Here is an 18,308-nt window from a genome sequence, read left to right on the forward strand (position 1 = left end):
ACGCCGCCACATCCTCGCGGGCGACGCCAAGCTGGCCCGCAGCCTCCGCGGTTGCAGCGATCTCCTGGTGGGTAGCAGGCATCGTCCGAGCCATCTCGCGCAACTGACCCTCAAGCTCCGCCATCTGCGAAGCGGTGCCGTCGGTCGTCTTCTGCACGCCCGCCCACGCGGACTCCCAGTCAACGGCCGCCTTCGTCGCGGCAGCAAGACCTCCCGCGGCGACCAGGCCGACCTTGCCGCCGACGTCGGCGATGCCCGACAGGCCCCGGCGCATCTTGTCGCCCTTGGCGTCGATCGCGAGCAGGTCGTCGCCGAACTTCTTCGTCGAAGCGCTCGCCTGAGCGAGGGAGGCGCGGAAGGAGCCAACCTCCGCCCGAAGTCTGTACACCACGGACCGGTCCGTCAACGCAGTCCTCCGATCGGCTGTAGGTTTGGGGCATGAACGACGAGTTCCGACTGCCGATAGCTGCCCTCTGTGTGGCGGCGTGCGCGGGCCTGATTTGGATCGCCACGCGGTCGAACGACATCAGTGGCGTGTTCGCGTTGATTGCCGTCGTGGCCGGACTCTGCGGCTTCGCGGGACTCGCAATGGCCGTCATGTCGTCCGACGAGAAGGAGTAGTCGCTCCCGGCTAGGCGAACTCGTCCTCGCTCGGCTCTGGCGCCTGGTCGGTCGCATAGATCGCGACCCCATCCAGGGGCGAGGCGCCATCCTCGGCCGCCTTGTCGCCCCACTTCTTCTGCAGCCTGCGCTGGCCCCACTGGACAGCAGCGGTCGCGTAACAGACCGAGGTGCGCGGGTGCCAGTCGATCGTCGGGTCGGAGCACGTCGACCGCAGGTTCCCGCAACTGGGACAAACGTCCCGCTCGAAGGACGTCAGCAGGTCTCGGTCGTCGTCGGGAAGCGCACGCCACTCGTCGAGCCGGTAGCCCCACGCCTTGGCGACCGTCAGTTCGTGGCGGAACTCCGGGTCAGCGAGGCGGGCAGCGCTTTTGGGTTGAACCGTGCCCGGTTCGCGTGCTCCCAAGCGGCGAAGGTCAGGGTCGTGAACTGACCGTTGGTGAGCTTGTCTGCCCACTCGTCGAACGCCGCCCGCGATGAGAACTCCGGGACCTGGATCGCGGCGTAGAGCAGGTCGTCGGAGGCGGTGTCGACGTTCAGCCCGGCAGCCCGGTCCGAGTCGATGTCTTCCTTCGCGTGCTCCTCGCCAACACGGGGCGGGTGCTTCTCCTTCAGCTCGCGCCACGCCTTGCGCTCGAGACGCATCTCGACGTGCCGGCTGTTTGCCTTCGCGTCCTCGATGGCCTCGGCGCGCAGGGCCTCGTACTGCTCGGCGAGTCGCACCGAGTCCGAGATCCCCTCGTCCAGGGTGCGCCCTGACGCGGCTTCACTTCCTGCGAGCCGGTCCTCGTTCTTCGCGGCCTCGTCGACCGCCCGCCACAGCACGTCGAGACGCTCTGCGTAGGACTCGGACAGGAGGTCGATGACCTTGACGTCACTCATCGTCCGACTCCTCGCAGATTGCGCGAACATCCATGGTGCCCACGCGCTCGACCTTCGGCTTCGCAGCCTTGCGAGGGCGCTCCAGGGCAATCCGAAGGTCGAGAGCCCAGATGCCACCCGGGTCGTCTCCCGTAGCCGTGATCACAGGCGCTGGGCTCGCGAGGATGTGGCTCGTGATGTCGAGGCCGTCAATGTAGACCGCCTCGATCGCGCCGCTAGGCGCAACCTTGATTGTTGCCATGAGAACTCCTTGCCGAGTTGCCGAGTGGGACCCCCGCCCGCCACTCGGCAGGACGGGCGGGGGTCGTTCAGATCAGGGACCCGCGACAGCCGCGACGTTGAACGCCTGGTCGAGCAGCGCCACCCCAGCGGTGAAGCTGTAGATGCCAGACGCGTCGTTGGCCGTCTTGCCCGGGGTCGCCTGGGACGCCTCGACCTTGAAGATGTCGAAGAACTGGCCCACGGCGGCCTCCGGGGTGTCCTGGTAGGCCACAACGCCCTGACGGCGGGCCAGGTAGCCCGGGTTGACCGGGTCCTGGAACAGCTCCCACGCCTTCTTGCCGAGCGAGCCGGCGGCGGCCTGGGGGTCGAACACGCCCGTGATGTCGGCCAGGCTCCACGTCTGCTCGCCGAGGCCCTCGGTGGTGGAGGTCTCGCAGAGAAGGCGAGCGAGGCGGACCTTCTCCGTGGTGGACGTGACGCCCTCCTGCTCGGCGAGCAGGTAGCAGGAGATGTTCACGCCGGACACGGCGTTGATCTCGGTGATCTTGGGGGTCTGGATGTTCGCGATGGCGGGGACCCAGAACCACGAGTCCTTGCCGTTCGCCTGGACCTTCTGAGGCTTGGACGGGGCGACCATGTGCTTACTCCTTCTCGGTTTCGGCCTTCTGGCCGCTCTCGGACGCCTTCTTGGCGGCCTGCTTGGTGGGGGTGCCGAGTGCGGTGCGGAACTTGGGCTGCACGAGGTCTCCGTGGGCGTCGCGGACCGGCTTCCCGGTCTTCTCGTGCGCCTCGTCGTTGAAGAGGTGCTCGGGGACGGCGTACTCGTGTCCGGTCTGCTTGTCGCGGACGTGGATGTGACCCATGGCGGGGCCTCCTAGAACTTGTAGGTCATCAGGGAGCCGAGGACGCCTGCGGTTGCTGCGTCCCGGTCGACGTCGGTTGACATCTCGAACTCGGCAACAGGGGAGCCGGGGAGAGGCAGGGCGCGGCCGTTGAGCCGGCTGTCGAGGGCTGCGCAGACTTCCTCGAGTCCGTCGGATGTGCGCGCGAACGCTCGGGCAACGATCCGCTTCGGCGTCGACTTGTGTCCGTCGCTCGTAGCGGGGCCCGGGGCGGCATGTGCCAGCGACAGCACGACGTAGGGGTAGTCGGGATTCTCGGGCACGGCGTTGGCTGGGTAGACGCGGGCGAGTGGCCCACCCGTCAGGAACGTGACCAGGGCGGCGATGTCGCTCACGGGAACAGGTGGCCGATCGCGGAGTCGAGCATCCGATCGACGCGTGCCTGGATCCCGTCGAGCGCACGGAGGCCGTCGAGGTGGGGCGGCTGGTTGACGGACCCGAACTCGAAGCCGCGGCCCATGCTGCCCTGCTTGCGAGCGGACTCGGGGCCGACGTCAACGGCCACACTCGTCACCGAGAACGCCAGCTCGGCGGTGATGCTCGCGGGGTAGTGCTTGCCGTGCTCGCCGGAAGTTGCTGTGGCGTTCGACCGCCACTCGTTGGCGAACGCGTCGCCCGCATCCGACATGACCTGCCGGACGGCCGGGATCGACTTCGCGCCAACCTGTGCGAGGTCGGCGCCGAGCTTGTAGATCTCGGAGGCGTCGCCGGAGATGAAGCTCATGTCAGCACCTCCACAACCTGTAGGCGGCGCGCGGTCTGTTGAGAGCCGGGCGCCGGGCCAGAGAGCCGGACGATCGTGCCGAGCAGAGTCGGGTCGGACAGCCGGCCAACGGCGGTGCACTGGGCGACCGCGTTGACCGGGGCACTTGGGGAGTTCCAGGGGATGTGCAGCTCGCGCCTGGTCTCGACCGCGGTGCGGTCACCAACCTGAGCCTCCTGGACGACGTTGCCACGTTCGCGGAGGCGGGCTTTGGTCGTGAAGAGTGGCGCCACCTGCCGGAATTCAACGCCGTCGACCATTGACCAGCCGAGGTCGGCACCGATGGCCCAGGTGTCGGTCATCAGCGCCTCGGCGAGTGCGCGCCCGGCAGTAAGGACGTCGTCCATCACGCCCCCGGCGGCAGGAAGGGGATCGGCTCCTCGAGCGTCCCGGGAGTGTCGGCGTTGACCACGTCGAGGTACTGGTCGGCGCAGTCGTCGCCCCGAGTGGTGCCGAGGGCCCACAGGCCCTTGGCCTTCGTGCGGTACTTCGACAGGAGGTCGCGCTCGCCCGAGGTCAGGTAGATCCCCGACTCCCCGCCCTGGTCCCAGCGACGGGAGTAGTCGTCGATGGAGTCGGCAATGAGCCCCTGAGGGTTGAACCAGACGCGAGCTGCGACCTGCACGGTGATCGCCGAGACGTCACCGGGCACTTCCGCCCAGTCCTCGGCTACCTTGGGGCCGACTTCGGCGATCACGACCTGCGAGGCAGCCAACAGCACAGCCGTCGCCCGCGGGTCTTCGGCAGGGATCTCCTGGCCGACCCATGCGGCGAGGTCACTCACCTCTGCGAACGGCGGCTGTGCCATTGGACTGCTCCGATCAGACCGCGGGCGTGAAGTTGATCGCGACGAGGCGCTTGTTGGAGCCGCCCTGCTCGACCGACGTGGCCCCGGCGAAGGCGTCGACCAGGGAGCGGTCGACCGGGCCGGTGCTGTTGGTCGGGTTGTAGTCGCGCAGGTATCGCAGGCCGATGCCCTCCTCGGAGACCTGCGAGCCGTCCGCGGCGCCAGTCGGGATCGCCGGGGCGAAGGCGCCGAAGGCGATCGCGGTCTGGTGGAAGGCGTAGGCCTCGTCCTCGCCCAGCGCGTTGGAGCCGACGATGGTGAAGCCGCCGATCCGCGGGAGCGACGCCTCGCGCAGCGCGTCGCTGGCGATCGCGTCGCCAGAGTTCTGCGCCTTGCTGATGCGGTCGTCCTCGAGGAGTGCGAGCTCGACCGAGGAGCCGACGACGAGCACCCGGTTGGCCCGGGGCACGTTGAGGTCGTTCAGCTTCTTGCGGGCGGCGAGGACGACCTTGTACGGGTCATTGGTGCCCTCGGCGAAGTCGACGGTCGCGGCCGGCGTGGCTGCGGCCAGTTCGGTGGCGATGACGTCCTCGAGACCCTCCGCGACGGACCGCATCTGCGGCTGCAGCACCTGAACGCCGAAGTCGCGGATGTCGAGGGTGAGCTGCTCGTCGGTGATGTTGAGCAGCTTGTAGACGTGGGTGTCGAGGGTGACGTCAACCTTGGTCTCGGTCAGGTCGTCGGCGGTCAGCGCGGTCGTCGAGCGCAGCACGCGGGTGCGGGCGTCGAACTGAGCCGGGACGACCATCGAGACGGTGTCGTTGGCGGCGTACTGGAACTGCTGCTTGGTGAAGTCCGACCACACGAGTCGGGGCAGCACGATCTCCCGCTGGAGCAGCAGGCGCGCCATCTGGACCACCTGGGTGGCCTTGATGAAGGTGTTCGCCACGATGACCTCCTAGGTCGAGGGATGGACCGCGGGCGGCCCGTGGCGGGGCCGTGCGGAGTGGTTACCGACGCGGGATCTGGTCGGCGATCTTGCGGAGGTCGACCTCGGGGTCTTCCTCGGGGTCACCGCCACCGCGAAGGTGCTCGGTGGGTCGGCGACTAGGTGCGGGCTTGTCGTCGGACTTGCCGCCGAAGGTGGCGAGCAGGTCGTCGGCGTCGGCTTCGAGCTCCTCCTTGGTAGAGCCCACGAGTCGGCGTGCCTGCGCCTCGGTCAGTCCCTTGGCGAGTCCGACGCGGAGCCGCATCAGCTCGCCCTCGGCCTGGTCGGCGCGGGTCTTGTGCGAGTCCCGGTCCTCGGTAAGGCGTTGGGCCTCGGTCTTGTCCTTGTCCTCGAGCTCCTGGAGCCGTTCGGCGGCGGACTTGTGCTTCTTCGCCAGGCCCTCCCACTTACGCGCCTCGGCCTTCCAGTCGGTCGGGTCCTCGGCTGCCGGGGCCGGGTCCTGTGCAGGGTCCGGGTCCGGCGTGGGGTCGGGCGTGGGGTTGGGGTCGTTCGACATGCGGGTCTCCCATGCGGGATAAGTCGCCCCCCATGCGGGGTGGCGGGGGTTCAGCGAAGGCCGGCCGTCTTGCGCATGAGCGCCAGCACGGCCTTCGAGTCGTTGGCGCCGCCAAGAGTGGCGGTCGCGTCGTAGTAGGCGTCGCGCCAGGCGGCGACGTAGGGTGCCTCCGCGTAGGCATCGCGATTCCAGACGGGAACGGCGACGCAGCGGCAGTGCTGGTGGTACTTGCCGGCAGCGGAGTTCTCGGAGCGGTACACGGGGCCGCGCAGGGCGTTAATCGCGCAGAACGCGCACGCGTTCGCGGAGGCGTATCGGGCGTACCGCGGCGCGGCGGGGTCTCGCTCGACGTTGATCTCGATAGTGACTCGGTCGCGGTCGGCGATCATCCGGTCAAGGAAAGCCGTGGCGTCACCGAGGGCCTTGTTGGAGTCGACGAAAGCGCCCCTGGCGGCCCATGCGGTGGATGCGGCGATCTGCTCGTCCGGCGCAGGCGGGGCGAGGCTGGCGGTGAACGAGCCAGGAATCTCGGCATCGTTGCGCAATTCCTCGTACCAGTCGGCGCCGATGGTGGCGGTCATGGCCGAGAAGTCGTCGACAAGGTCGCGGGTCAGGTCTCTGAGCGGTCCGGCCAGCGCGATCGGGTCGTCGATCGGAAGCCCAGGCCACTCCCTAACAAGTTCGGCAACGGCGAGCGTGGCGATGTCCTCGACCGCGGCGCGGTGCGCCTCGGCTTCAGTCAGCGTTGCCACGGCGCCGCATCAGGTCGGCGACCTGCGGGTTTCTCCGCGCCTGCGCCGCAGCCTCGGCGACGGCCGTGAGACGCTCGCGAGCGGCACTGCGCTGGGCGATGGACTGCCACTCGTCGACATCGGACTTCGTTACGCCCGGGATGCGGGACCACAGCGCCTCGGGCGGGACGCCGAGCATAGTGGCGTACTTCCCGAGGGCGTCCGCAGCCTGGGTCATCGAGCGGACCTGCATGTCTTGCCAGGTGACGCGGGCCATGACGTCGGAAGCCGCGGCAGTATCACCCTCAAGGGCGGCGGCGAGGCGAAGGGCCTGCGCGTGGGACTTGCCGAACGACACCTGCCGCTCGAACGCCTTCTGGGTTAGGCCCGCTCGAAGTTCGGCGATCGCGTCTGCAGAGAGGTTGGCGACCTTGCCGCCGTTCAGCGCTGTGGCAGGCACCTGGGCAATGCCCGCGAGGGTGTCGACATCGGCCCAGTACGCGGAGATGAACCCGTCGAGCGGGGTCTCGTCGAGGGTGCCGAACTTGGTGTCGTGGTCCTCGGCGACGAGCACGTCGTCCTGGCGCAGCTTGAGCTTCTTGCGGTTCGCCTCTTCATCGTTGTCGGCGAACTCCGCGAGCCCTGCGACGGTGCGGACCTTCCATGAGTTGAAGTGCTGAGTCAGCATCCGGTCGTAGGCGGTCTTGTCGACTCGGCCGGCGAGCGGGATCAGCGGTTCGACCTCGCCCGGGGCGCGTCCGTCGAGGTCGAGATCGTTGGTGTAGCGGACGACAGGGCAGACGTCAGAGCCATGTTCGCGCCACTCCAGGTAGGTCGGGGTGCCGGCGCCGTCGACAGAGAGGAAGTGGACGACCCCCTCCTCGTAGAGACGGACCATCCAGCCGGCGCGCTGCGGGGTGACCTGCATGGCGAACATCGGCCAGTCGTCGGACTCTGGCTCGGCGTAGACCGCCAGCATCTTCCGCGGACTGACGCCCCGCATTACCGAACGAGCACCATTGGCGTCCTGGCCGGGCGTGACGAGCACGTAGGAGTAGCCGTAAGCGAGCGCGGCGCGGTGAACGGCGGTCTGGCGCTGGTCGAAATCGTTGGCGTTCCATGTCCGCCATGCGCCGGAGTTCTGCGCCTGCTCGGGCGAGCGGTATCCGTCAACGTAGAGTGTCTGCGCGATCGTGGAGACCACCAGGCCCAGCCACGGGGTCTTTGACAGCTCGATCAGCGTCTTGAGCTCCTGTGTGGCACCGCGGGGGAGGCGGGGATCTTCGTGCTGCCAGCGGTACCACTTGTCGATCTTGTCGAGCTTCTTCTTCTCGTCGGCCCACTGCTCCCACAGGGAGTCGCGGACGAGCTCGCGCACGTCGTTCTGGGACAGCGGCACGTCAGATCACCACACCTTCCCTGAACGCTTCTTCGCGGGCTTCTTGGTCGAGTTGAGGGCGATCTGCCGACCCATCCGGGCGCCGACCATGCACACCGCGAGGTCGACGAGCTTGCTCGAGTCGCGGGTGACCTTGCCAAGCGAGACGCCCCACTGGTTCGGTCGACGGCGGGCGTTGTGGACATGGAGCCGGAGCATCGAGGAGCCGTCCCATGTCAGGGCCGCGTCCTCGTCGATGTCCTGGGCGGCCTGCATTGCAGCCTCGGTGAACTGCTTGTTGCGTTCGACGCCGCCGCGCTGAGAGAGTCGCATGTCGAACTTCACGGCGTGGCCGCTGGCGCCAGGGGTGGCCCAGATCGCGAGGCCGTCACGGAAGTCGCGGTGCCAGTCGTCGATGAGCTGGCCCCAATAGAGCGCTTCGTCCTCGTCGTCGCGAGCTGGAGACGGGTCGACGCCGAACCAGGAGACGGAGTAGCGGTCGAAGGCGGCGCGGACGGTGGAATCGACGACAGCGCGGGGGACGAGCCAGCCCTTGCCCCGAGCGCCACGGGGGCGCTGCCAGACGCCCAACTGGAAGACGTGTCCGTCAGAGAGTCGGCAGCCGACAAGGCCGGTCGCGTCCTCGGACTTGGAGCAGTCGAGGAACATCGCGATCTCGTCGCCATCGGCGATCGCGACGTCAGCACGGGCTAGGTCATCGAACTTGGTCGGCTCGACCCAGGCGTCTTCTTCGGCGGCGAGGCCATTGAGGTAGAACCGGATCGTGTCCGCGACGGTGGTTCGGGAGTCCATCATCTCGTCGCAGATGCGCTCGAGGTCTGCCCACGGGGCGTCGGAGTAGGCGGCGCGGGCGCCAGCCATACGGCCCTCGGCGGTGAGGATGTCGGTTGCCGGAGGCGCTTCGATCGAGTCATACAGCAGGTCCCGCTTACCGCGGTACCCGGGCGCCTGCTGCTTCTGGAACTCCTCGAACGTGGACTCGGCCACCGACCCCCCGCCCTGCTTGTGCGCGTTGGTGAACTCGCACAGACGGGCTTGGATCTCGGCCGGCGACTTGCCGACGTTGCGGCGGGCCATCGCGGCGACACGCTGGCCACCGGAGGTCTCGGTCATGTGGTGCGTTTCATTGAGTGCGACGAACGTTGCCGGGTCGCCCTCGCCTGAGGCTTCCGACGACGGCGGGATCTCAAACCGCCCGCCGTTGGAACGCAGCACGGTTCTGGTCTCGCCGCAGTCGAGGTCGTAGAACTCCCGGGCCTCGCGGGACCACATCGCGTTCGCGACCCGGAGCACGTCCTTCGACTGCGCCTCGGAGTTCGACATCACCTGCACCAACGGGAAGCCGCGAGGGCGACCGATCGGGCGGCCTGTCTTGTCATCCCAGTCGTACAGCTCGACCGGCCCGACAAGCTCGGTATTGCACATTCCGCCAGCCGTCGGGTCCTTGCCGGTGCCCTTCGCGCCGCGCTTGGCGCCCGAGCGGTAGGTGAAACGGCCGTCCTCGTTGACGTGGTACCAGAGGATCAGAAACCGCTTCTGCCCCGCCGTCCAGCGCCACGGCTGGCCGGTCATGTAGTGGATCAGGCCAGGGAGTTCCGTGCGACCCTCGGACCAGTCGATGATCGCCGGGCCAAGGCTGGAGCAGACCAGCGCCATCCGCTCATCCGGGTCAGTCGGCCACGGAAGCGTGCACCAGGCGCCAGTGGCCTCGTCAATCCAGTAGCCCGGCAGGAGCAGATCAGAGGTCGCGGTAGTCATCGAGGCTGGTCACGTTGTCGGCCTCGGTCTCGGGCTTCGGGTCGACGTAGCGGATGCGGAGATCGCGCCGATCATCGGCGGTGACGCCGAGCTTTTTCTCGCGCTGACGGATCTCGGTGGCCTGCTTGAAGTCACCGGCATCGAAGGCGGCAACCAGGCGCGCTGTGTGCTCAGCGAACATCCAGTCCGAGTCGGCCCAGAGTGTGCAGTGTGGCATCGTTGAGATCGCCGTCCACCACCGCTGGGTGCTCGATGACCACGGATCGCCGTTCGGCTTCGTTTCGGGCAACGGGGGAGCGGACTCGAACGGGACGTTGGCGACCTCGGTCCACTCGTGAGCCGGCTTGTTCCGGTTGACCGCCTGCCCCTGGGGCTTCGGCTTACGACCAGCAACGGGCATTGAACTCGCCTCCCGCCCCCGGTTTCGATTTCGTACAGACCGTCAGGCCCTATGCCCTCGGTCCTGCTCGAGGCGCTTGAGTCGGGGCCACCCCCCACCCGTCAGCCGTCAGATGCCTTCGCCTCGGCCTTCTTGGCAGGGGCTTTCTTCGCCTCGGCCTGGACCTCCTCAGCGAGCCCGGACGCGATCAGGCGCTTGCCTGCCGCGTCGAGCACGTCGGCCTCGGCGCCCTTGCGCTTGCCGTCGATGTAGCGGATCTTCATCGCACTTCTCCCGGGTGTGTGCGCCGCGGTCTGATGCGGCTGGGCTTCTCGAGCTGGGTCTTCTTTGTGTGACACGGTCCGCTCAGCCATCGCAGGTTGGCGAGGCCGTGGTCGTCACCACGCTTGTCGTGGTCGCAGTCGGCGCCGCGTCCGTCGCAGGTGTCGACATGCCAGCGTGGTTCGCCTCGGAGGCTGATGCCTTCGCACCGTCCGCCAGCCCGCTCCTTGGTGGCCTGGACTCTCTTGGGCCAGTCGTTGGGGAGTCGCGTGCGTCGATCACTGCTAGACCAAGCCAACGTCGCACCCCCGAACATGCAGCGACCCCGGCTCGCGAGAATCGAGTCGAGGTCGTGGCTGCCGACTTCTAGAGACGCTTCCGCAGCGAGAAGCCGGCATAAGGAATTGTGCCACAGTCTCCCGACTGAATCACGCCAACCGATCAGGCGCGCCACTCGTCGCGGTAGTCCGGGTGGTCGGCGTACACCGAGGCGAGAGCAGTCACGACCTCGGGAACGTCGCCAAGCGCATCCATCTGCTCGATGCTCTTGCAGGTTCCCCACTCGCCTTCGATGCGCTCGTGGTCGTTCCACGCGGCGTTGATCGCCAGCCGCTTGGCCTCGCACTCGGCCAGCACGCGGGCGGGATTCCACTTGGCGATGTGCGGCGCGATCTGCCCATACGCCGAGTCGAACGTGTGCCCGAACTGGTCGTCGGCCGCGAGCAGGACCGTCTCGTTGAACTCGTCTCCGACTGACCACTGGGCTGAGTAGGTCCCCGCTTTCCGCGCGCCGGACTCATCCTCGGCGATCCGGGCCAGCAGGAACTCGGTGATGGTCATGCCGTCTTCTTCTCCCGCGTCTTGGTCATCAGGTGCTTCCTCCACAGGCTGGGCCACCAGCAGTAGACGTCGTGGGTGACGGGGTCGCAGTACGACTCGCCTTCCCCGTCGGCGAGCCACTTGCGGATGGTGCGTTCGGCTCGACCTTGGGCCTTGAGCGTACCGATGGCGTCGGCCTGGGGAATCCACTTCTCAGCGCCTTCGGACCGCAGCATCGCAGCGTGGGCGTCGCGCACTCCGTCGGCGTCGAGCCGGACCTTGCATGCCGGGCACTTCCACCGGTCGCCGCCTCCGTCGGTCTCGGGTCCGTAGAGGCGCAGCAGCCTCGGTCCGGCGTCGCAGTGGTTGCAGGTGATCCGGGTCCGTTCCTGCCTGGCTCCGGCGTACAGCAGGTCTTCGCTCCGGACGCGTGCCTGTCGGATGTCCCGCGCGAAGTCGTCCCACGCCATCTCGTTGTCCCATGCCCAGTCGAGGAGTGACCGGATGAGGTTGGCTTCGCTCGCCACGGTTGGTCGCCGCCCTTCGAGCGGGTAGCCCTTCTCGTTGCGCCACTGCTCGGACCAGAACAGCAGGGTTTGCAGGACGGGTTCATGGTCGGCGTCCTCATCCTCGGAGCCGGTCCAGCAGCGGGTGTGGTCGGTGCGCAGGCAGGTGGCGATGTGGTGTTCTTCGGCGAGTCCGACGCGACGCTCGTTGGTTTCGGGGTCGGCGACGTGGGCGAGGGCGACCATGGCGTCGCCGCCGGGGAGGCTGGTTCCGTCGATGGTGGCGCCGGCCTTCTGGATGGCTTGGGCGAGGGTCTGTTCGTGGAGCTTGGTGATCTCTGTGAGGTCGCGGGCGACCTTGGTGATGGGGGTTCCGACGAGTTCGTTGAATCCGAGGTCGGTCATTTTGCCTCCGTGGTTCCGTAGAGGTGCCAGACGAGGCCGGGGCCGTTGGTGACGCTGGCGAGGTGCTCGTAGCCGTTGGGGATCAAGTCGGTGCTGGCGACGGTGCGGACGGTTCGGGTGGGTTCGGGTTGGGGGGTGTTCTCCTCGGTCCAGACCTCAAGGACGAGGCCGAGGTTGTTGGCTATGAGGAGGACTGGGCCGGCACCCATGGGGTGGTTGTTGTCGTCGATAGGAATGTCCCAGCGGGTGGCGCGGCGGTAGGGCGCGGGCTCTTCGAGGGGCGTCTCGGTCACGGCTTGTCTCCCTCGCCGATGATCCAGGCGGCTGCGGTGAGCATCGAGACCATCCCCGTGCCGAGGCGGTAGGCGACGACCTCGGGCCATCGGTGCCGCGGGTTGAGGCGTGCTCGTGTGGGCGTGTTGTCCGGGATGTCAGCCATGGTCGCCGCCGTCCCGCACGCGGCGAGCGAGCTCACGGAGGAAGGTCACTGAGTTCTTGACCTCGCCTGGGTGCAGGGCTTGGATCGCGTCGGCCGCCTTTTCCAGCGCGGTCGCCTTGATCTGCTGGACGACCTGCGCCGAGTTGCCGAGAGCAGCGCGGAGGGCGTGGGCGTGCGGGTCCGGGAACCAGCCGATGACGCCCGGCTGGCCCTTCGGCTGCCACTCCTCGACGAGTGCCCACGCCGCCGCGACCTGGGAGCGCAGCGTGGCGGCCTCCTGCTCGGCGGCCTCGGCGCGGGCACGCTGCTCGTCGCGCTCGCGAGCGCACCGCACGGCCAGGTCGCCGTACTCGTTCGTGAGGTCCGGCGTCTGCTCGGCCACCGCGAGCCGGTCGGCAACCGCGCGTGCCAGGGTTTCGGCCACGTCGCGCGCGGCGGCGTGCAACCCCAGGCCCTCGATGCAGTAGCCCTCGCAGCACTGGCCCGGATGACTGATCACCAACGCCTCGCTCAGCCCGGCCCGGTCGGACGGCTCGGGAGCGAGCGCGTCCGGGCACGTGCTGCTCGTGTGGTTGCACTGGACCTTGCCGGGGCGCACGACCTGCAGGTCGCAACCCGGCCCGCACGTGGGCCAGCATCCGCCGAAGCCGTCCTCGATCTCCGCCGTCGTGCTGCCGGTCGCCACGGCGTCCAGCACGAAGCGGGCGAGCCGCTGGTCGCTGAAGTTGGGACCGGAGCATTCCTCGTGCCACTCGCAGTCGAAACGGTGAATGATGCGCGCGACCTTCTCGACGAGGGCGGGATCGTGCTCAGTGCTGTCGGTCGCCACGGGCAGGTGCTGGGCAGCGAGGGTGCGCAAGGTGCGGACGGCGTACTCGATGCTGACCTTCTGGGGTCCGAAGACACGGTGCGCCTCAGACCGGATGCCGTACTTGGTCTCCCACTCGTCGGCGAGCGCGGCGAGCGCGGCGTGCAGGCCGGTCATCGCGGCAGCCCCAGGTCGGCCCGCACCTTGGCGGCGTAGCGGTCCACGTACTGGAGCCCCTGGCGGCGCTCGGCCGCGAGGCGGCGCCGGTGGGCTTCCTCGGCGATGTGCTCGCGCTCCTGGGCGCTGAGCTCGATCACGCGGCGGCCGTAGCGCCCCTCGTCAAAGCCCGCCTGTACGAGCCGAGCGAACTCGAGGAGGCCCCGCTGGAAGGTGCCGAGCATGCGCCCGTACTGGTACGCCGGCTCGGTGCGGTCGATCGGAGTCTCAGGCATGGGTGTCTCCTTCGTGGACGGCGTCGCCGTCGGTCGTGGTGGTGTCGGCGCCGTCGAGTGCGGCACGGATCATCTGGCCGATCTCGGCGGCTGACTCGTAGACGCTGGTGGTGCCGAGCGACTCGAGGTGGTCGGCGAACTCCCGGACCCGCGCGATGACGGCCCGCTGTTCGGCGACCTTGTGCGCGAGGGCATCCCGGTTGGCCTGGATCTCGTCGCGCTGGTGGACGAGGTTCTCGATCGCGCCCGGCCAGTCGTTGCGGTACTGCCCTCCGTCCGCGACGGGGATGTTGATCGCGAACCAGCGCTCTCGATCACGTAGCCGGTCGCGGTCGGCTGTCACCCGGTCGTGCAGGGTGAGCAGCAGCTCGATGTCGGCCGGGGCGTGCGCGATGAACTCGGCGTCGGCGAAGTGGCTCGCGCCGACGTTCTCGCAGACGGCGTCGATGATCGTGCCGGAGCCTTCCTGGATGCGGCCCGTGAGCGGCTGGTCGTTGTCATCCCAGACCACCCCCAGGCACCAGCCGTTGTCCTTCTCGCCCACTGCCTCCCACGCCCACGGTCCCGGGGTCGCTGCTTCGGCTCTCGCGCGGATGTTGGCGAGCGTGTCGTCCAGGTCGGTCGAGGCGGTCATCGGTCGGCCTCCGGAGTGTCGATGCTCAGCTCGGCCGAGGCGAAGAGTCCCTTGATGTCCGCCAGCCCGAGGCCGTCGAGCGAGATCCAGCACGAGCAGACTCGGTCGTCGGGCTCACGGCACTCGGAGCACTGGACGGGAGGGCAGTGGCCGCACGAGTTGGGCCGTGGCGGGCAGCCAGGGCCCACGTCATGCCCGCAGCGTCGGCAAGGGTTGAGGGCGCTCATCGGTCGGCCTTCCGCTCGGCGATCACCAGCACCACGAGGCCGGGCACGGAGAACTGGAACGCCCTGGAATCCTGGGACTTCTCCAGGTACTGGATCACCGCGGCCGGGTTGTGCAGTCTCGGCAGCCGGAGGATCGGGAACCTCAGGAGGCCGATCGCCTTGCCGACGATCCACCAAGCCAGCGAGAGGGCAGCCGCGCCGATGGGTACGGCGCTCACGCCGAGCCAGAAGTCGGCGCTCATCGGTCCTGCTCCTGTCGTGCGGCGCGGTAGGGGTTGGGCGTGAGGCTCTGGTGGGTTAGCCCCTCCTTGGTGATGTCAACCCCGCGTGCGTCGTAGCCCTCGTCCCATGCCTCAGCCAGCGCGCGCTCGGCGATCTGCCGGTCGTGGTCGGCGAGCCAGGAGGACGCGAGGATCAGGTCGGCCTCCTCGTAGTGCTGCCGGTGAACCAGTTCGCCGCACAGGAGGTGCCCCATGTTGTGCCCAGACTTGGAGCACCAGGAGGCGAGGAGGTCGGCGAGGTCCGTTCGTGCCGCCTGGGCCTCAGAATCGGCCCCAGGAGCGCCTTCCAGGGTTCCGGTGGACTCGCTCATGCGACTTCCTCCCAGTAAGGCCGGTCCGAGTAGGCGAGCGCGACCTCATCACACAGGCCAAGTCCGGCAGGGTTCTCGATTCCTGAGTGCTGAAAGGCGCGCAGGTCGTAGGCGTGGTCATCGGGCCACGCAAGACGCAGGCGAACGCCACGGGCCTTGTTGTTGTTCTTGATCGCGACCGAACGCAGCTCGTGACCGAGTTCGTTGAGTTCGGCCTCGGACTTCTCCTTGCGCTCCAGCAGATGCCGGTTCTTCTTGGCGATCTTCTGCTGGGCGAGGATTCGACGGCGGCCGACATGGGGGTCGGGGAAGTCGTTGATGAATCCGTTGCACTCGCCGCACGACGGAACCACGAGGACGTACTTGCGCAGCGCCTCGCCCGTGTTCGGCTTGGGGAGCAGGTGATCCTTGCCGTCGCCCGGCAGTCCGCAGTAGATGCAGACGAATTCTGGGTAGTCGATTCGCTTGGGCGCGTGGACGGTCATGCACTCGACTCGCAAGCACATCTCGATGCCGCAGGCGAGGGTCACGTAGGACCACGGCAGGAGCGTCCTCTCGCGCTCGAGCGCGAAGAGGCGCAGTGCCTCACGCTGAAAGTCGCGTGGTCGGCCCTTCCAACGCCTGGCCCGAGAGTGGTCCGTCGGGTTGCTGGCAGCAATTCCAGCGGCGCGCTTCCGGGCCTCCGAGTTCATCATCGAACGCCCTCCGGCTCTTCCTCAGCGGAAGTGAAGCCGATCTGCTGGTGATGGCCGTACCAAGTGCTGCGGGCCAGCGTGGCCGCATCGAAGGCGGCGAGGCAGGCGAGAAGGTAGTCGGCGAGGACGTGATCGGGGGTGTCGGAGCCGTTCTCGGCCGACGCGCGGTTCAGGGCGTGCTTGATCTCGGACCGCAGGCCGTTCTGGTCATCGGCCTGCGTCGGGTGGTTGCTCATGGCTGGGTCTCCTTGGTTCGGGGGAGTCGGGTCTTCGGGCGGACGGTGCGGGTCCTGGTCGCGTCGGCAACCGAGACGAACTCGTGTCCGCTGTTGTTCGTGTGGCGGTGGGCAGGCAGCGAACACACGTCGCACGCCGTCGTCGGATCGAAGGGCTCATGGGCGACGGGACGCGTGCCGCGCTCCTGCCAGTTCGGCGCCGACGTGTTCGCGATGACGCCCGGGGTCTGAGCTTTCGCGTCATCCGCTGCCCGGATCACCGACAGCGCAACGTCGGCGAGGTGCAGGTGCCGGACCTTCGCGATCGCAGCTGCGATCCCGGCGTCGTCCCAACGGGGTGCGCCGGTGGGGCGGCAGCGCCCGGCGAGGTAGGTGAGGGCTCGGATGTCCTGGTCGTTCAGTGGCATCGCATCGTCACCCGCCCATCGCTCTACTACCGCTACGAAAATGCGATGCGTTAGATAGATATGGGTCGGGCCGGGCCGGGAGCATTCGCCCCCTAATAGGGTCACCCCATCGGAACCCCATCACTTTCCCTCCTTGCAGAAGGGGCAGTCTGGGTCCGTGATGCGACGCCCGATGTGCCAGCGGCGGTGCGCTCCAAGAGACCCTGCGGCACTCTCTGCCGCCCGAGCCTCCTTGACCTTTCCGGCGTCCGGCTGACGCTGGGACCACTCGTGGAACGCGTACCCAGTCGGCAGCCGCTCCCACAGCGCCGCGTCCACAAGCCGCTTCGCCAATGCCTTCCCGCCGAGCTGCTGCGCAACTGCATCGGGCACGAAGCCGCCCGTGAGCATCTGCTGCGACCACGCGCCAGCGCGCACCCACAGGCCCATCGCGGCGTTCCCGGCGGCCAGGGTCTTGTGATGGAACGCGAGGTTGTCGTCCACGCGGAACCACGGCACTCACGCCACCTCCTCGCCTGGTCGGTTCTCGAACTGGTGGAAGTCGTCGGCCATCGCCTGCACGCGCTCCTTGGTTTGTTCGCCGGGTGCGTCGTCGAACAGGGCGCCGTGACGGTGCCACCAGCCGGATTCGCCGTACTGCTCGCGGAGCAGCGCTCGCACACGTTGACGGCGCCACTCCGCGAGAGCTTCGGGAAGGCGCGCGATCCGTTCGGCGCGTTCGTCGTCGGTCCAGGGCTGCCAGCGCTGAACGCCGGCGATGGTGACCCACCTGCCGCCCGTCAGGCCGTCCCTGGGGTGACGGCATCCGGGGCAGGTGTCGAACGTGGTCGAACGGTGCTTGACGCCACAGTTCACGCACGCACGGGTCGGTCGGATCGGGTCGGACTCCTTGCATGCCCGGCAGATCGACACGACCGACTGGGTGGGCTTCCCGCAGCCGGTGCAGTCGGACCAGACGCGGGGTGGTCGAGTGGTCACCACGGGATCTCCTGGGGTGTGAGAACGAGGCGGACGGTGTGCGTGTTGGGGTCGCACTTGTTGCCGCGGAGGTAGGTGGGGCCGATGACGTGGGTGGAGTCGTCGTCCGGCCAGACGCCTGCGTCGACCAGTCCGTCGATCAGTGCCTTCACCGTCGGGAACGCGTTGGACGGGTCGGCCTTGCTGTTGCGCGGGTAGCCGATGAACGCGGCAACATGGGTGGTGCCGAGACCGCGAGGGAAGGCGCGGACGACACCAGCTCTTCCGAGCATCCGCAGCTCGCGTGTCCGCTTGGCGTTGTCAGCCCAGTGGCGGCGGTCGTTTGCCGACAGCCACAGGTCGTTGGGAATCGAGAACGTCAGAGTCGTCATGCGGCCACCTGGCCCCACCGCGCCATCTCGCGCAGGAACCTCAGACCCGCGACGGCCTGCTGTGGCAGGACGCCGTTGCCGCACGCCTTGAGCACCTCGTTCCAGGTGATCCCAGGGACGTCGGTGATCCAGCCAGCGAGCAGGCCCATGAGCCACTCGTCGAACTCGTCGGAGAGCTTCGGATTGCCCTCGGCGTTGAGCTTGGTTGGCTCGGGTGCTGGTCGGGTGATCGCCTCCCAGCGTCGGATCGCGGGCCCGTACTCGCCCCAACGATCAGGCTGCCGGACGGCGGCGTCAGTGAGGGTGGTTCCATCGTGACCGCTGTCGTAGCCCGCAGAGCCGGACTGCTTGCTGTCGCCAGCGGTCGGCGTGGGCAGCAGGTTGATCGCGCTCGGCAGCATCAGGTCGCCAGCGGAGCCACGCTGGTTTGGACCGCCCTTGGAGCCATCGGTTGCACGCGGCGTCGGCAAGAGCCGATCGGTGACAGCGGTGCGCAGATCCATCCCGC

General features: G+C 68.1%; 34 protein-coding genes. 1 reads left to right on the forward strand and 33 read right to left on the reverse strand.

The window, feature by feature from the left end; genetic code table 11:
- On the reverse strand, nucleotides 1–391 hold a 391-nt coding region (locus BM223_RS27475; RefSeq protein ID WP_075018798.1), incomplete at its 3' end, for a phage tail tape measure protein.
- 47 nt (nucleotides 392–438) lie between these two features.
- On the opposite strand from BM223_RS27475, the gene BM223_RS27480 reads away from it, so the two are divergent.
- Nucleotides 439–621: a hypothetical protein gene (locus tag BM223_RS27480; protein ID WP_038676807.1), complete on the forward strand. Its 183-nt coding sequence runs from the start codon at nucleotides 439–441 to the stop codon at nucleotides 619–621.
- Nucleotides 622–631: 10 nt separating this feature from the next.
- Here BM223_RS27480 and BM223_RS28745 read toward each other — a convergent pair whose 3' ends face one another.
- From BM223_RS28745 to BM223_RS28140, 32 genes are all read right to left on the reverse strand, one after another.
- Nucleotides 632–1,027, reverse strand: coding sequence for a hypothetical protein (locus BM223_RS28745; protein WP_143128565.1), 396 nt, complete (start codon nucleotides 1,025–1,027; stop codon nucleotides 632–634).
- A complete protein-coding gene (locus tag BM223_RS27485; RefSeq protein ID WP_038676810.1) occupies nucleotides 949–1,503 on the reverse strand; it encodes a hypothetical protein in 555 nt (184 codons plus the stop codon). The genes BM223_RS28745 and BM223_RS27485 overlap by 79 nt, the downstream gene beginning before the upstream one ends.
- The gene (locus tag BM223_RS27490) at nucleotides 1,496–1,744 is read right to left on the reverse strand and encodes a hypothetical protein (RefSeq protein ID WP_038676812.1); all 249 of its coding nucleotides are present in this window, start codon (nucleotides 1,742–1,744) and stop codon (nucleotides 1,496–1,498) included. The genes BM223_RS27485 and BM223_RS27490 overlap by 8 nt, the downstream gene beginning before the upstream one ends.
- 72 nt (nucleotides 1,745–1,816) lie before the next feature.
- Complete coding sequence (locus BM223_RS27495; protein WP_038676813.1) at nucleotides 1,817–2,362, reverse strand: phage tail tube protein; 546 nt, start codon at nucleotides 2,360–2,362, stop codon at nucleotides 1,817–1,819.
- A gap of 4 nt (nucleotides 2,363–2,366) precedes the next feature.
- On the reverse strand, nucleotides 2,367–2,588 hold the full coding sequence (locus BM223_RS27500) for a hypothetical protein (protein WP_038676815.1): 222 nt from the start codon (nucleotides 2,586–2,588) through the stop codon (nucleotides 2,367–2,369).
- Nucleotides 2,589–2,599: 11 nt separating this feature from the next.
- Entirely contained in the window at nucleotides 2,600–2,962 is a 363-nt protein-coding gene (gene gp17 / locus BM223_RS27505; protein ID WP_038676817.1) for a tail completion protein gp17, read from the reverse strand.
- Complete coding sequence (locus tag BM223_RS27510) at nucleotides 2,959–3,351, reverse strand: hypothetical protein (RefSeq protein ID WP_052138216.1); 393 nt, start codon at nucleotides 3,349–3,351, stop codon at nucleotides 2,959–2,961. Before BM223_RS27510 ends, gp17 begins: the two co-directional genes overlap by 4 nt.
- Nucleotides 3,348–3,737, reverse strand: coding sequence for a DUF6093 family protein (locus BM223_RS27515; protein WP_141267757.1), 390 nt, complete (start codon nucleotides 3,735–3,737; stop codon nucleotides 3,348–3,350). Before BM223_RS27515 ends, BM223_RS27510 begins: the two co-directional genes overlap by 4 nt.
- Complete coding sequence (locus BM223_RS27520) at nucleotides 3,737–4,105, reverse strand: hypothetical protein (protein WP_143128566.1); 369 nt, start codon at nucleotides 4,103–4,105, stop codon at nucleotides 3,737–3,739. The genes BM223_RS27515 and BM223_RS27520 overlap by 1 nt, the downstream gene beginning before the upstream one ends.
- 106 nt (nucleotides 4,106–4,211) lie before the next feature.
- Complete coding sequence (locus tag BM223_RS27525) at nucleotides 4,212–5,126, reverse strand: phage major capsid protein (protein WP_052138217.1); 915 nt, start codon at nucleotides 5,124–5,126, stop codon at nucleotides 4,212–4,214.
- Between the two features lie 61 nt (nucleotides 5,127–5,187).
- On the reverse strand, nucleotides 5,188–5,682 hold the full coding sequence (locus BM223_RS27530) for a hypothetical protein (protein ID WP_052138218.1): 495 nt from the start codon (nucleotides 5,680–5,682) through the stop codon (nucleotides 5,188–5,190).
- A gap of 50 nt (nucleotides 5,683–5,732) precedes the next feature.
- A complete protein-coding gene (locus BM223_RS27535; RefSeq protein ID WP_052138219.1) occupies nucleotides 5,733–6,434 on the reverse strand; it encodes a VG15 protein in 702 nt (233 codons plus the stop codon).
- Nucleotides 6,418–7,812: a phage portal protein gene (locus BM223_RS27540; RefSeq protein WP_052138220.1), complete on the reverse strand. Its 1,395-nt coding sequence runs from the start codon at nucleotides 7,810–7,812 to the stop codon at nucleotides 6,418–6,420. The genes BM223_RS27535 and BM223_RS27540 overlap by 17 nt, the downstream gene beginning before the upstream one ends.
- Before the next feature lie 6 nt (nucleotides 7,813–7,818).
- Nucleotides 7,819–9,570, reverse strand: coding sequence for a hypothetical protein (locus BM223_RS27545; RefSeq protein WP_038676822.1), 1,752 nt, complete (start codon nucleotides 9,568–9,570; stop codon nucleotides 7,819–7,821).
- Entirely contained in the window at nucleotides 9,551–9,970 is a 420-nt protein-coding gene (locus BM223_RS28750; protein WP_038676825.1) for a phage terminase small subunit, read from the reverse strand. The genes BM223_RS27545 and BM223_RS28750 overlap by 20 nt, the downstream gene beginning before the upstream one ends.
- Before the next feature lie 101 nt (nucleotides 9,971–10,071).
- Complete coding sequence (locus BM223_RS29415; protein ID WP_158510170.1) at nucleotides 10,072–10,233, reverse strand: DUF7302 family protein; 162 nt, start codon at nucleotides 10,231–10,233, stop codon at nucleotides 10,072–10,074.
- 439 nt (nucleotides 10,234–10,672) lie between these two features.
- Nucleotides 10,673–11,071: a DUF6221 family protein gene (locus BM223_RS27555; RefSeq protein WP_038676828.1), complete on the reverse strand. Its 399-nt coding sequence runs from the start codon at nucleotides 11,069–11,071 to the stop codon at nucleotides 10,673–10,675.
- Entirely contained in the window at nucleotides 11,068–11,961 is an 894-nt protein-coding gene (locus BM223_RS27560) for a hypothetical protein (RefSeq protein WP_038676830.1), read from the reverse strand. Before BM223_RS27560 ends, BM223_RS27555 begins: the two co-directional genes overlap by 4 nt.
- Nucleotides 11,958–12,254: a DUF7352 domain-containing protein gene (locus tag BM223_RS27565; protein WP_038676831.1), complete on the reverse strand. Its 297-nt coding sequence runs from the start codon at nucleotides 12,252–12,254 to the stop codon at nucleotides 11,958–11,960. The genes BM223_RS27560 and BM223_RS27565 overlap by 4 nt, the downstream gene beginning before the upstream one ends.
- Nucleotides 12,251–12,400 carry a hypothetical protein gene (locus tag BM223_RS29420; protein ID WP_158510171.1) on the reverse strand — a complete coding sequence of 50 codons (150 nt, stop codon included), beginning with the start codon at nucleotides 12,398–12,400 and terminating at the stop codon, nucleotides 12,251–12,253. Before BM223_RS29420 ends, BM223_RS27565 begins: the two co-directional genes overlap by 4 nt.
- The gene (locus tag BM223_RS27575; protein ID WP_038676835.1) at nucleotides 12,393–13,385 is read right to left on the reverse strand and encodes a hypothetical protein; all 993 of its coding nucleotides are present in this window, start codon (nucleotides 13,383–13,385) and stop codon (nucleotides 12,393–12,395) included. Before BM223_RS27575 ends, BM223_RS29420 begins: the two co-directional genes overlap by 8 nt.
- Nucleotides 13,382–13,660, reverse strand: a complete 279-nt coding sequence (locus BM223_RS27580; RefSeq protein ID WP_038676837.1) for a hypothetical protein — start codon at nucleotides 13,658–13,660, stop codon at nucleotides 13,382–13,384. Before BM223_RS27580 ends, BM223_RS27575 begins: the two co-directional genes overlap by 4 nt.
- Nucleotides 13,653–14,294, reverse strand: a complete 642-nt coding sequence (locus BM223_RS27585) for a hypothetical protein (RefSeq protein WP_038676839.1) — start codon at nucleotides 14,292–14,294, stop codon at nucleotides 13,653–13,655. Before BM223_RS27585 ends, BM223_RS27580 begins: the two co-directional genes overlap by 8 nt.
- 223 nt (nucleotides 14,295–14,517) lie before the next feature.
- Complete coding sequence (locus BM223_RS27595; protein ID WP_038676840.1) at nucleotides 14,518–14,763, reverse strand: hypothetical protein; 246 nt, start codon at nucleotides 14,761–14,763, stop codon at nucleotides 14,518–14,520.
- Entirely contained in the window at nucleotides 14,760–15,113 is a 354-nt protein-coding gene (locus BM223_RS27600; protein WP_038676841.1) for a hypothetical protein, read from the reverse strand. Before BM223_RS27600 ends, BM223_RS27595 begins: the two co-directional genes overlap by 4 nt.
- Complete coding sequence (locus BM223_RS27605) at nucleotides 15,110–15,808, reverse strand: hypothetical protein (RefSeq protein WP_038676842.1); 699 nt, start codon at nucleotides 15,806–15,808, stop codon at nucleotides 15,110–15,112. The genes BM223_RS27600 and BM223_RS27605 overlap by 4 nt, the downstream gene beginning before the upstream one ends.
- Nucleotides 15,805–16,044, reverse strand: coding sequence for a hypothetical protein (locus BM223_RS27610; protein WP_038676844.1), 240 nt, complete (start codon nucleotides 16,042–16,044; stop codon nucleotides 15,805–15,807). Before BM223_RS27610 ends, BM223_RS27605 begins: the two co-directional genes overlap by 4 nt.
- Nucleotides 16,041–16,451, reverse strand: coding sequence for a hypothetical protein (locus BM223_RS27615; protein WP_038676846.1), 411 nt, complete (start codon nucleotides 16,449–16,451; stop codon nucleotides 16,041–16,043). The genes BM223_RS27610 and BM223_RS27615 overlap by 4 nt, the downstream gene beginning before the upstream one ends.
- A 120-nt stretch (nucleotides 16,452–16,571) precedes the next feature.
- Nucleotides 16,572–16,934: a hypothetical protein gene (locus BM223_RS27620; protein WP_141267753.1), complete on the reverse strand. Its 363-nt coding sequence runs from the start codon at nucleotides 16,932–16,934 to the stop codon at nucleotides 16,572–16,574.
- 15 nt (nucleotides 16,935–16,949) lie between these two features.
- Entirely contained in the window at nucleotides 16,950–17,432 is a 483-nt protein-coding gene (locus BM223_RS27625; protein ID WP_141267751.1) for a hypothetical protein, read from the reverse strand.
- Nucleotides 17,426–17,800 carry a hypothetical protein gene (locus tag BM223_RS27630; protein WP_052138223.1) on the reverse strand — a complete coding sequence of 125 codons (375 nt, stop codon included), beginning with the start codon at nucleotides 17,798–17,800 and terminating at the stop codon, nucleotides 17,426–17,428. The genes BM223_RS27625 and BM223_RS27630 overlap by 7 nt, the downstream gene beginning before the upstream one ends.
- Nucleotides 17,797–18,303: a hypothetical protein gene (locus BM223_RS28140; protein ID WP_141267749.1), complete on the reverse strand. Its 507-nt coding sequence runs from the start codon at nucleotides 18,301–18,303 to the stop codon at nucleotides 17,797–17,799. Before BM223_RS28140 ends, BM223_RS27630 begins: the two co-directional genes overlap by 4 nt.
- Nucleotides 18,304–18,308: the final 5 nt, after the last annotated feature.

The sequence above is a fragment of the Pimelobacter simplex genome (genome assembly GCF_900114845.1).
Lineage (GTDB): Bacteria > Actinomycetota > Actinomycetes > Propionibacteriales > Nocardioidaceae > Nocardioides > Nocardioides simplex.

Coding starts and splice junctions, on each gene's coding strand:
- BM223_RS29415 (WP_158510170.1), bottom strand. CDS start 10,233: ATGAAGATCCGCTACATCGACGGCAAGCGCAAGGGCGCCGAGGCCGAC.
- BM223_RS27530 (WP_052138218.1), bottom strand. CDS start 5,682: ATGTCGAACGACCCCAACCCCACGCCCGACCCCACGCCGGACCCGGAC.
- BM223_RS28750 (WP_038676825.1), bottom strand. CDS start 9,970: ATGCCCGTTGCTGGTCGTAAGCCGAAGCCCCAGGGGCAGGCGGTCAAC.
- BM223_RS27555 (WP_038676828.1), bottom strand. CDS start 11,071: ATGACCATCACCGAGTTCCTGCTGGCCCGGATCGCCGAGGATGAGTCC.
- BM223_RS27595 (WP_038676840.1), bottom strand. CDS start 14,763: ATGAGCGCCGACTTCTGGCTCGGCGTGAGCGCCGTACCCATCGGCGCG.
- BM223_RS29420 (WP_158510171.1), bottom strand. CDS start 12,400: ATGGCTGACATCCCGGACAACACGCCCACACGAGCACGCCTCAACCCG.
- BM223_RS27490 (WP_038676812.1), bottom strand. CDS start 1,744: ATGGCAACAATCAAGGTTGCGCCTAGCGGCGCGATCGAGGCGGTCTAC.
- BM223_RS27575 (WP_038676835.1), bottom strand. CDS start 13,385: ATGACCGGCCTGCACGCCGCGCTCGCCGCGCTCGCCGACGAGTGGGAG.
- BM223_RS27615 (WP_038676846.1), bottom strand. CDS start 16,451: ATGCCACTGAACGACCAGGACATCCGAGCCCTCACCTACCTCGCCGGG.
- BM223_RS27600 (WP_038676841.1), bottom strand. CDS start 15,113: ATGAGCGAGTCCACCGGAACCCTGGAAGGCGCTCCTGGGGCCGATTCT.
- BM223_RS28140 (WP_141267749.1), bottom strand. CDS start 18,303: ATGGATCTGCGCACCGCTGTCACCGATCGGCTCTTGCCGACGCCGCGT.
- BM223_RS27480 (WP_038676807.1), top strand. CDS start 439: ATGAACGACGAGTTCCGACTGCCGATAGCTGCCCTCTGTGTGGCGGCG.
- BM223_RS27485 (WP_038676810.1), bottom strand. CDS start 1,503: ATGAGTGACGTCAAGGTCATCGACCTCCTGTCCGAGTCCTACGCAGAG.
- BM223_RS27495 (WP_038676813.1), bottom strand. CDS start 2,362: ATGGTCGCCCCGTCCAAGCCTCAGAAGGTCCAGGCGAACGGCAAGGAC.
- BM223_RS27585 (WP_038676839.1), bottom strand. CDS start 14,294: ATGACCGCCTCGACCGACCTGGACGACACGCTCGCCAACATCCGCGCG.
- BM223_RS27515 (WP_141267757.1), bottom strand. CDS start 3,737: ATGGACGACGTCCTTACTGCCGGGCGCGCACTCGCCGAGGCGCTGATG.
- BM223_RS27610 (WP_038676844.1), bottom strand. CDS start 16,044: ATGAGCAACCACCCGACGCAGGCCGATGACCAGAACGGCCTGCGGTCC.
- BM223_RS27560 (WP_038676830.1), bottom strand. CDS start 11,961: ATGACCGACCTCGGATTCAACGAACTCGTCGGAACCCCCATCACCAAG.
- BM223_RS27500 (WP_038676815.1), bottom strand. CDS start 2,588: ATGGGTCACATCCACGTCCGCGACAAGCAGACCGGACACGAGTACGCC.
- BM223_RS27580 (WP_038676837.1), bottom strand. CDS start 13,660: ATGCCTGAGACTCCGATCGACCGCACCGAGCCGGCGTACCAGTACGGG.
- BM223_RS27510 (WP_052138216.1), bottom strand. CDS start 3,351: ATGAGCTTCATCTCCGGCGACGCCTCCGAGATCTACAAGCTCGGCGCC.
- BM223_RS27605 (WP_038676842.1), bottom strand. CDS start 15,808: ATGATGAACTCGGAGGCCCGGAAGCGCGCCGCTGGAATTGCTGCCAGC.
- BM223_RS27545 (WP_038676822.1), bottom strand. CDS start 9,570: ATGACTACCGCGACCTCTGATCTGCTCCTGCCGGGCTACTGGATTGAC.
- BM223_RS27630 (WP_052138223.1), bottom strand. CDS start 17,800: ATGACGACTCTGACGTTCTCGATTCCCAACGACCTGTGGCTGTCGGCA.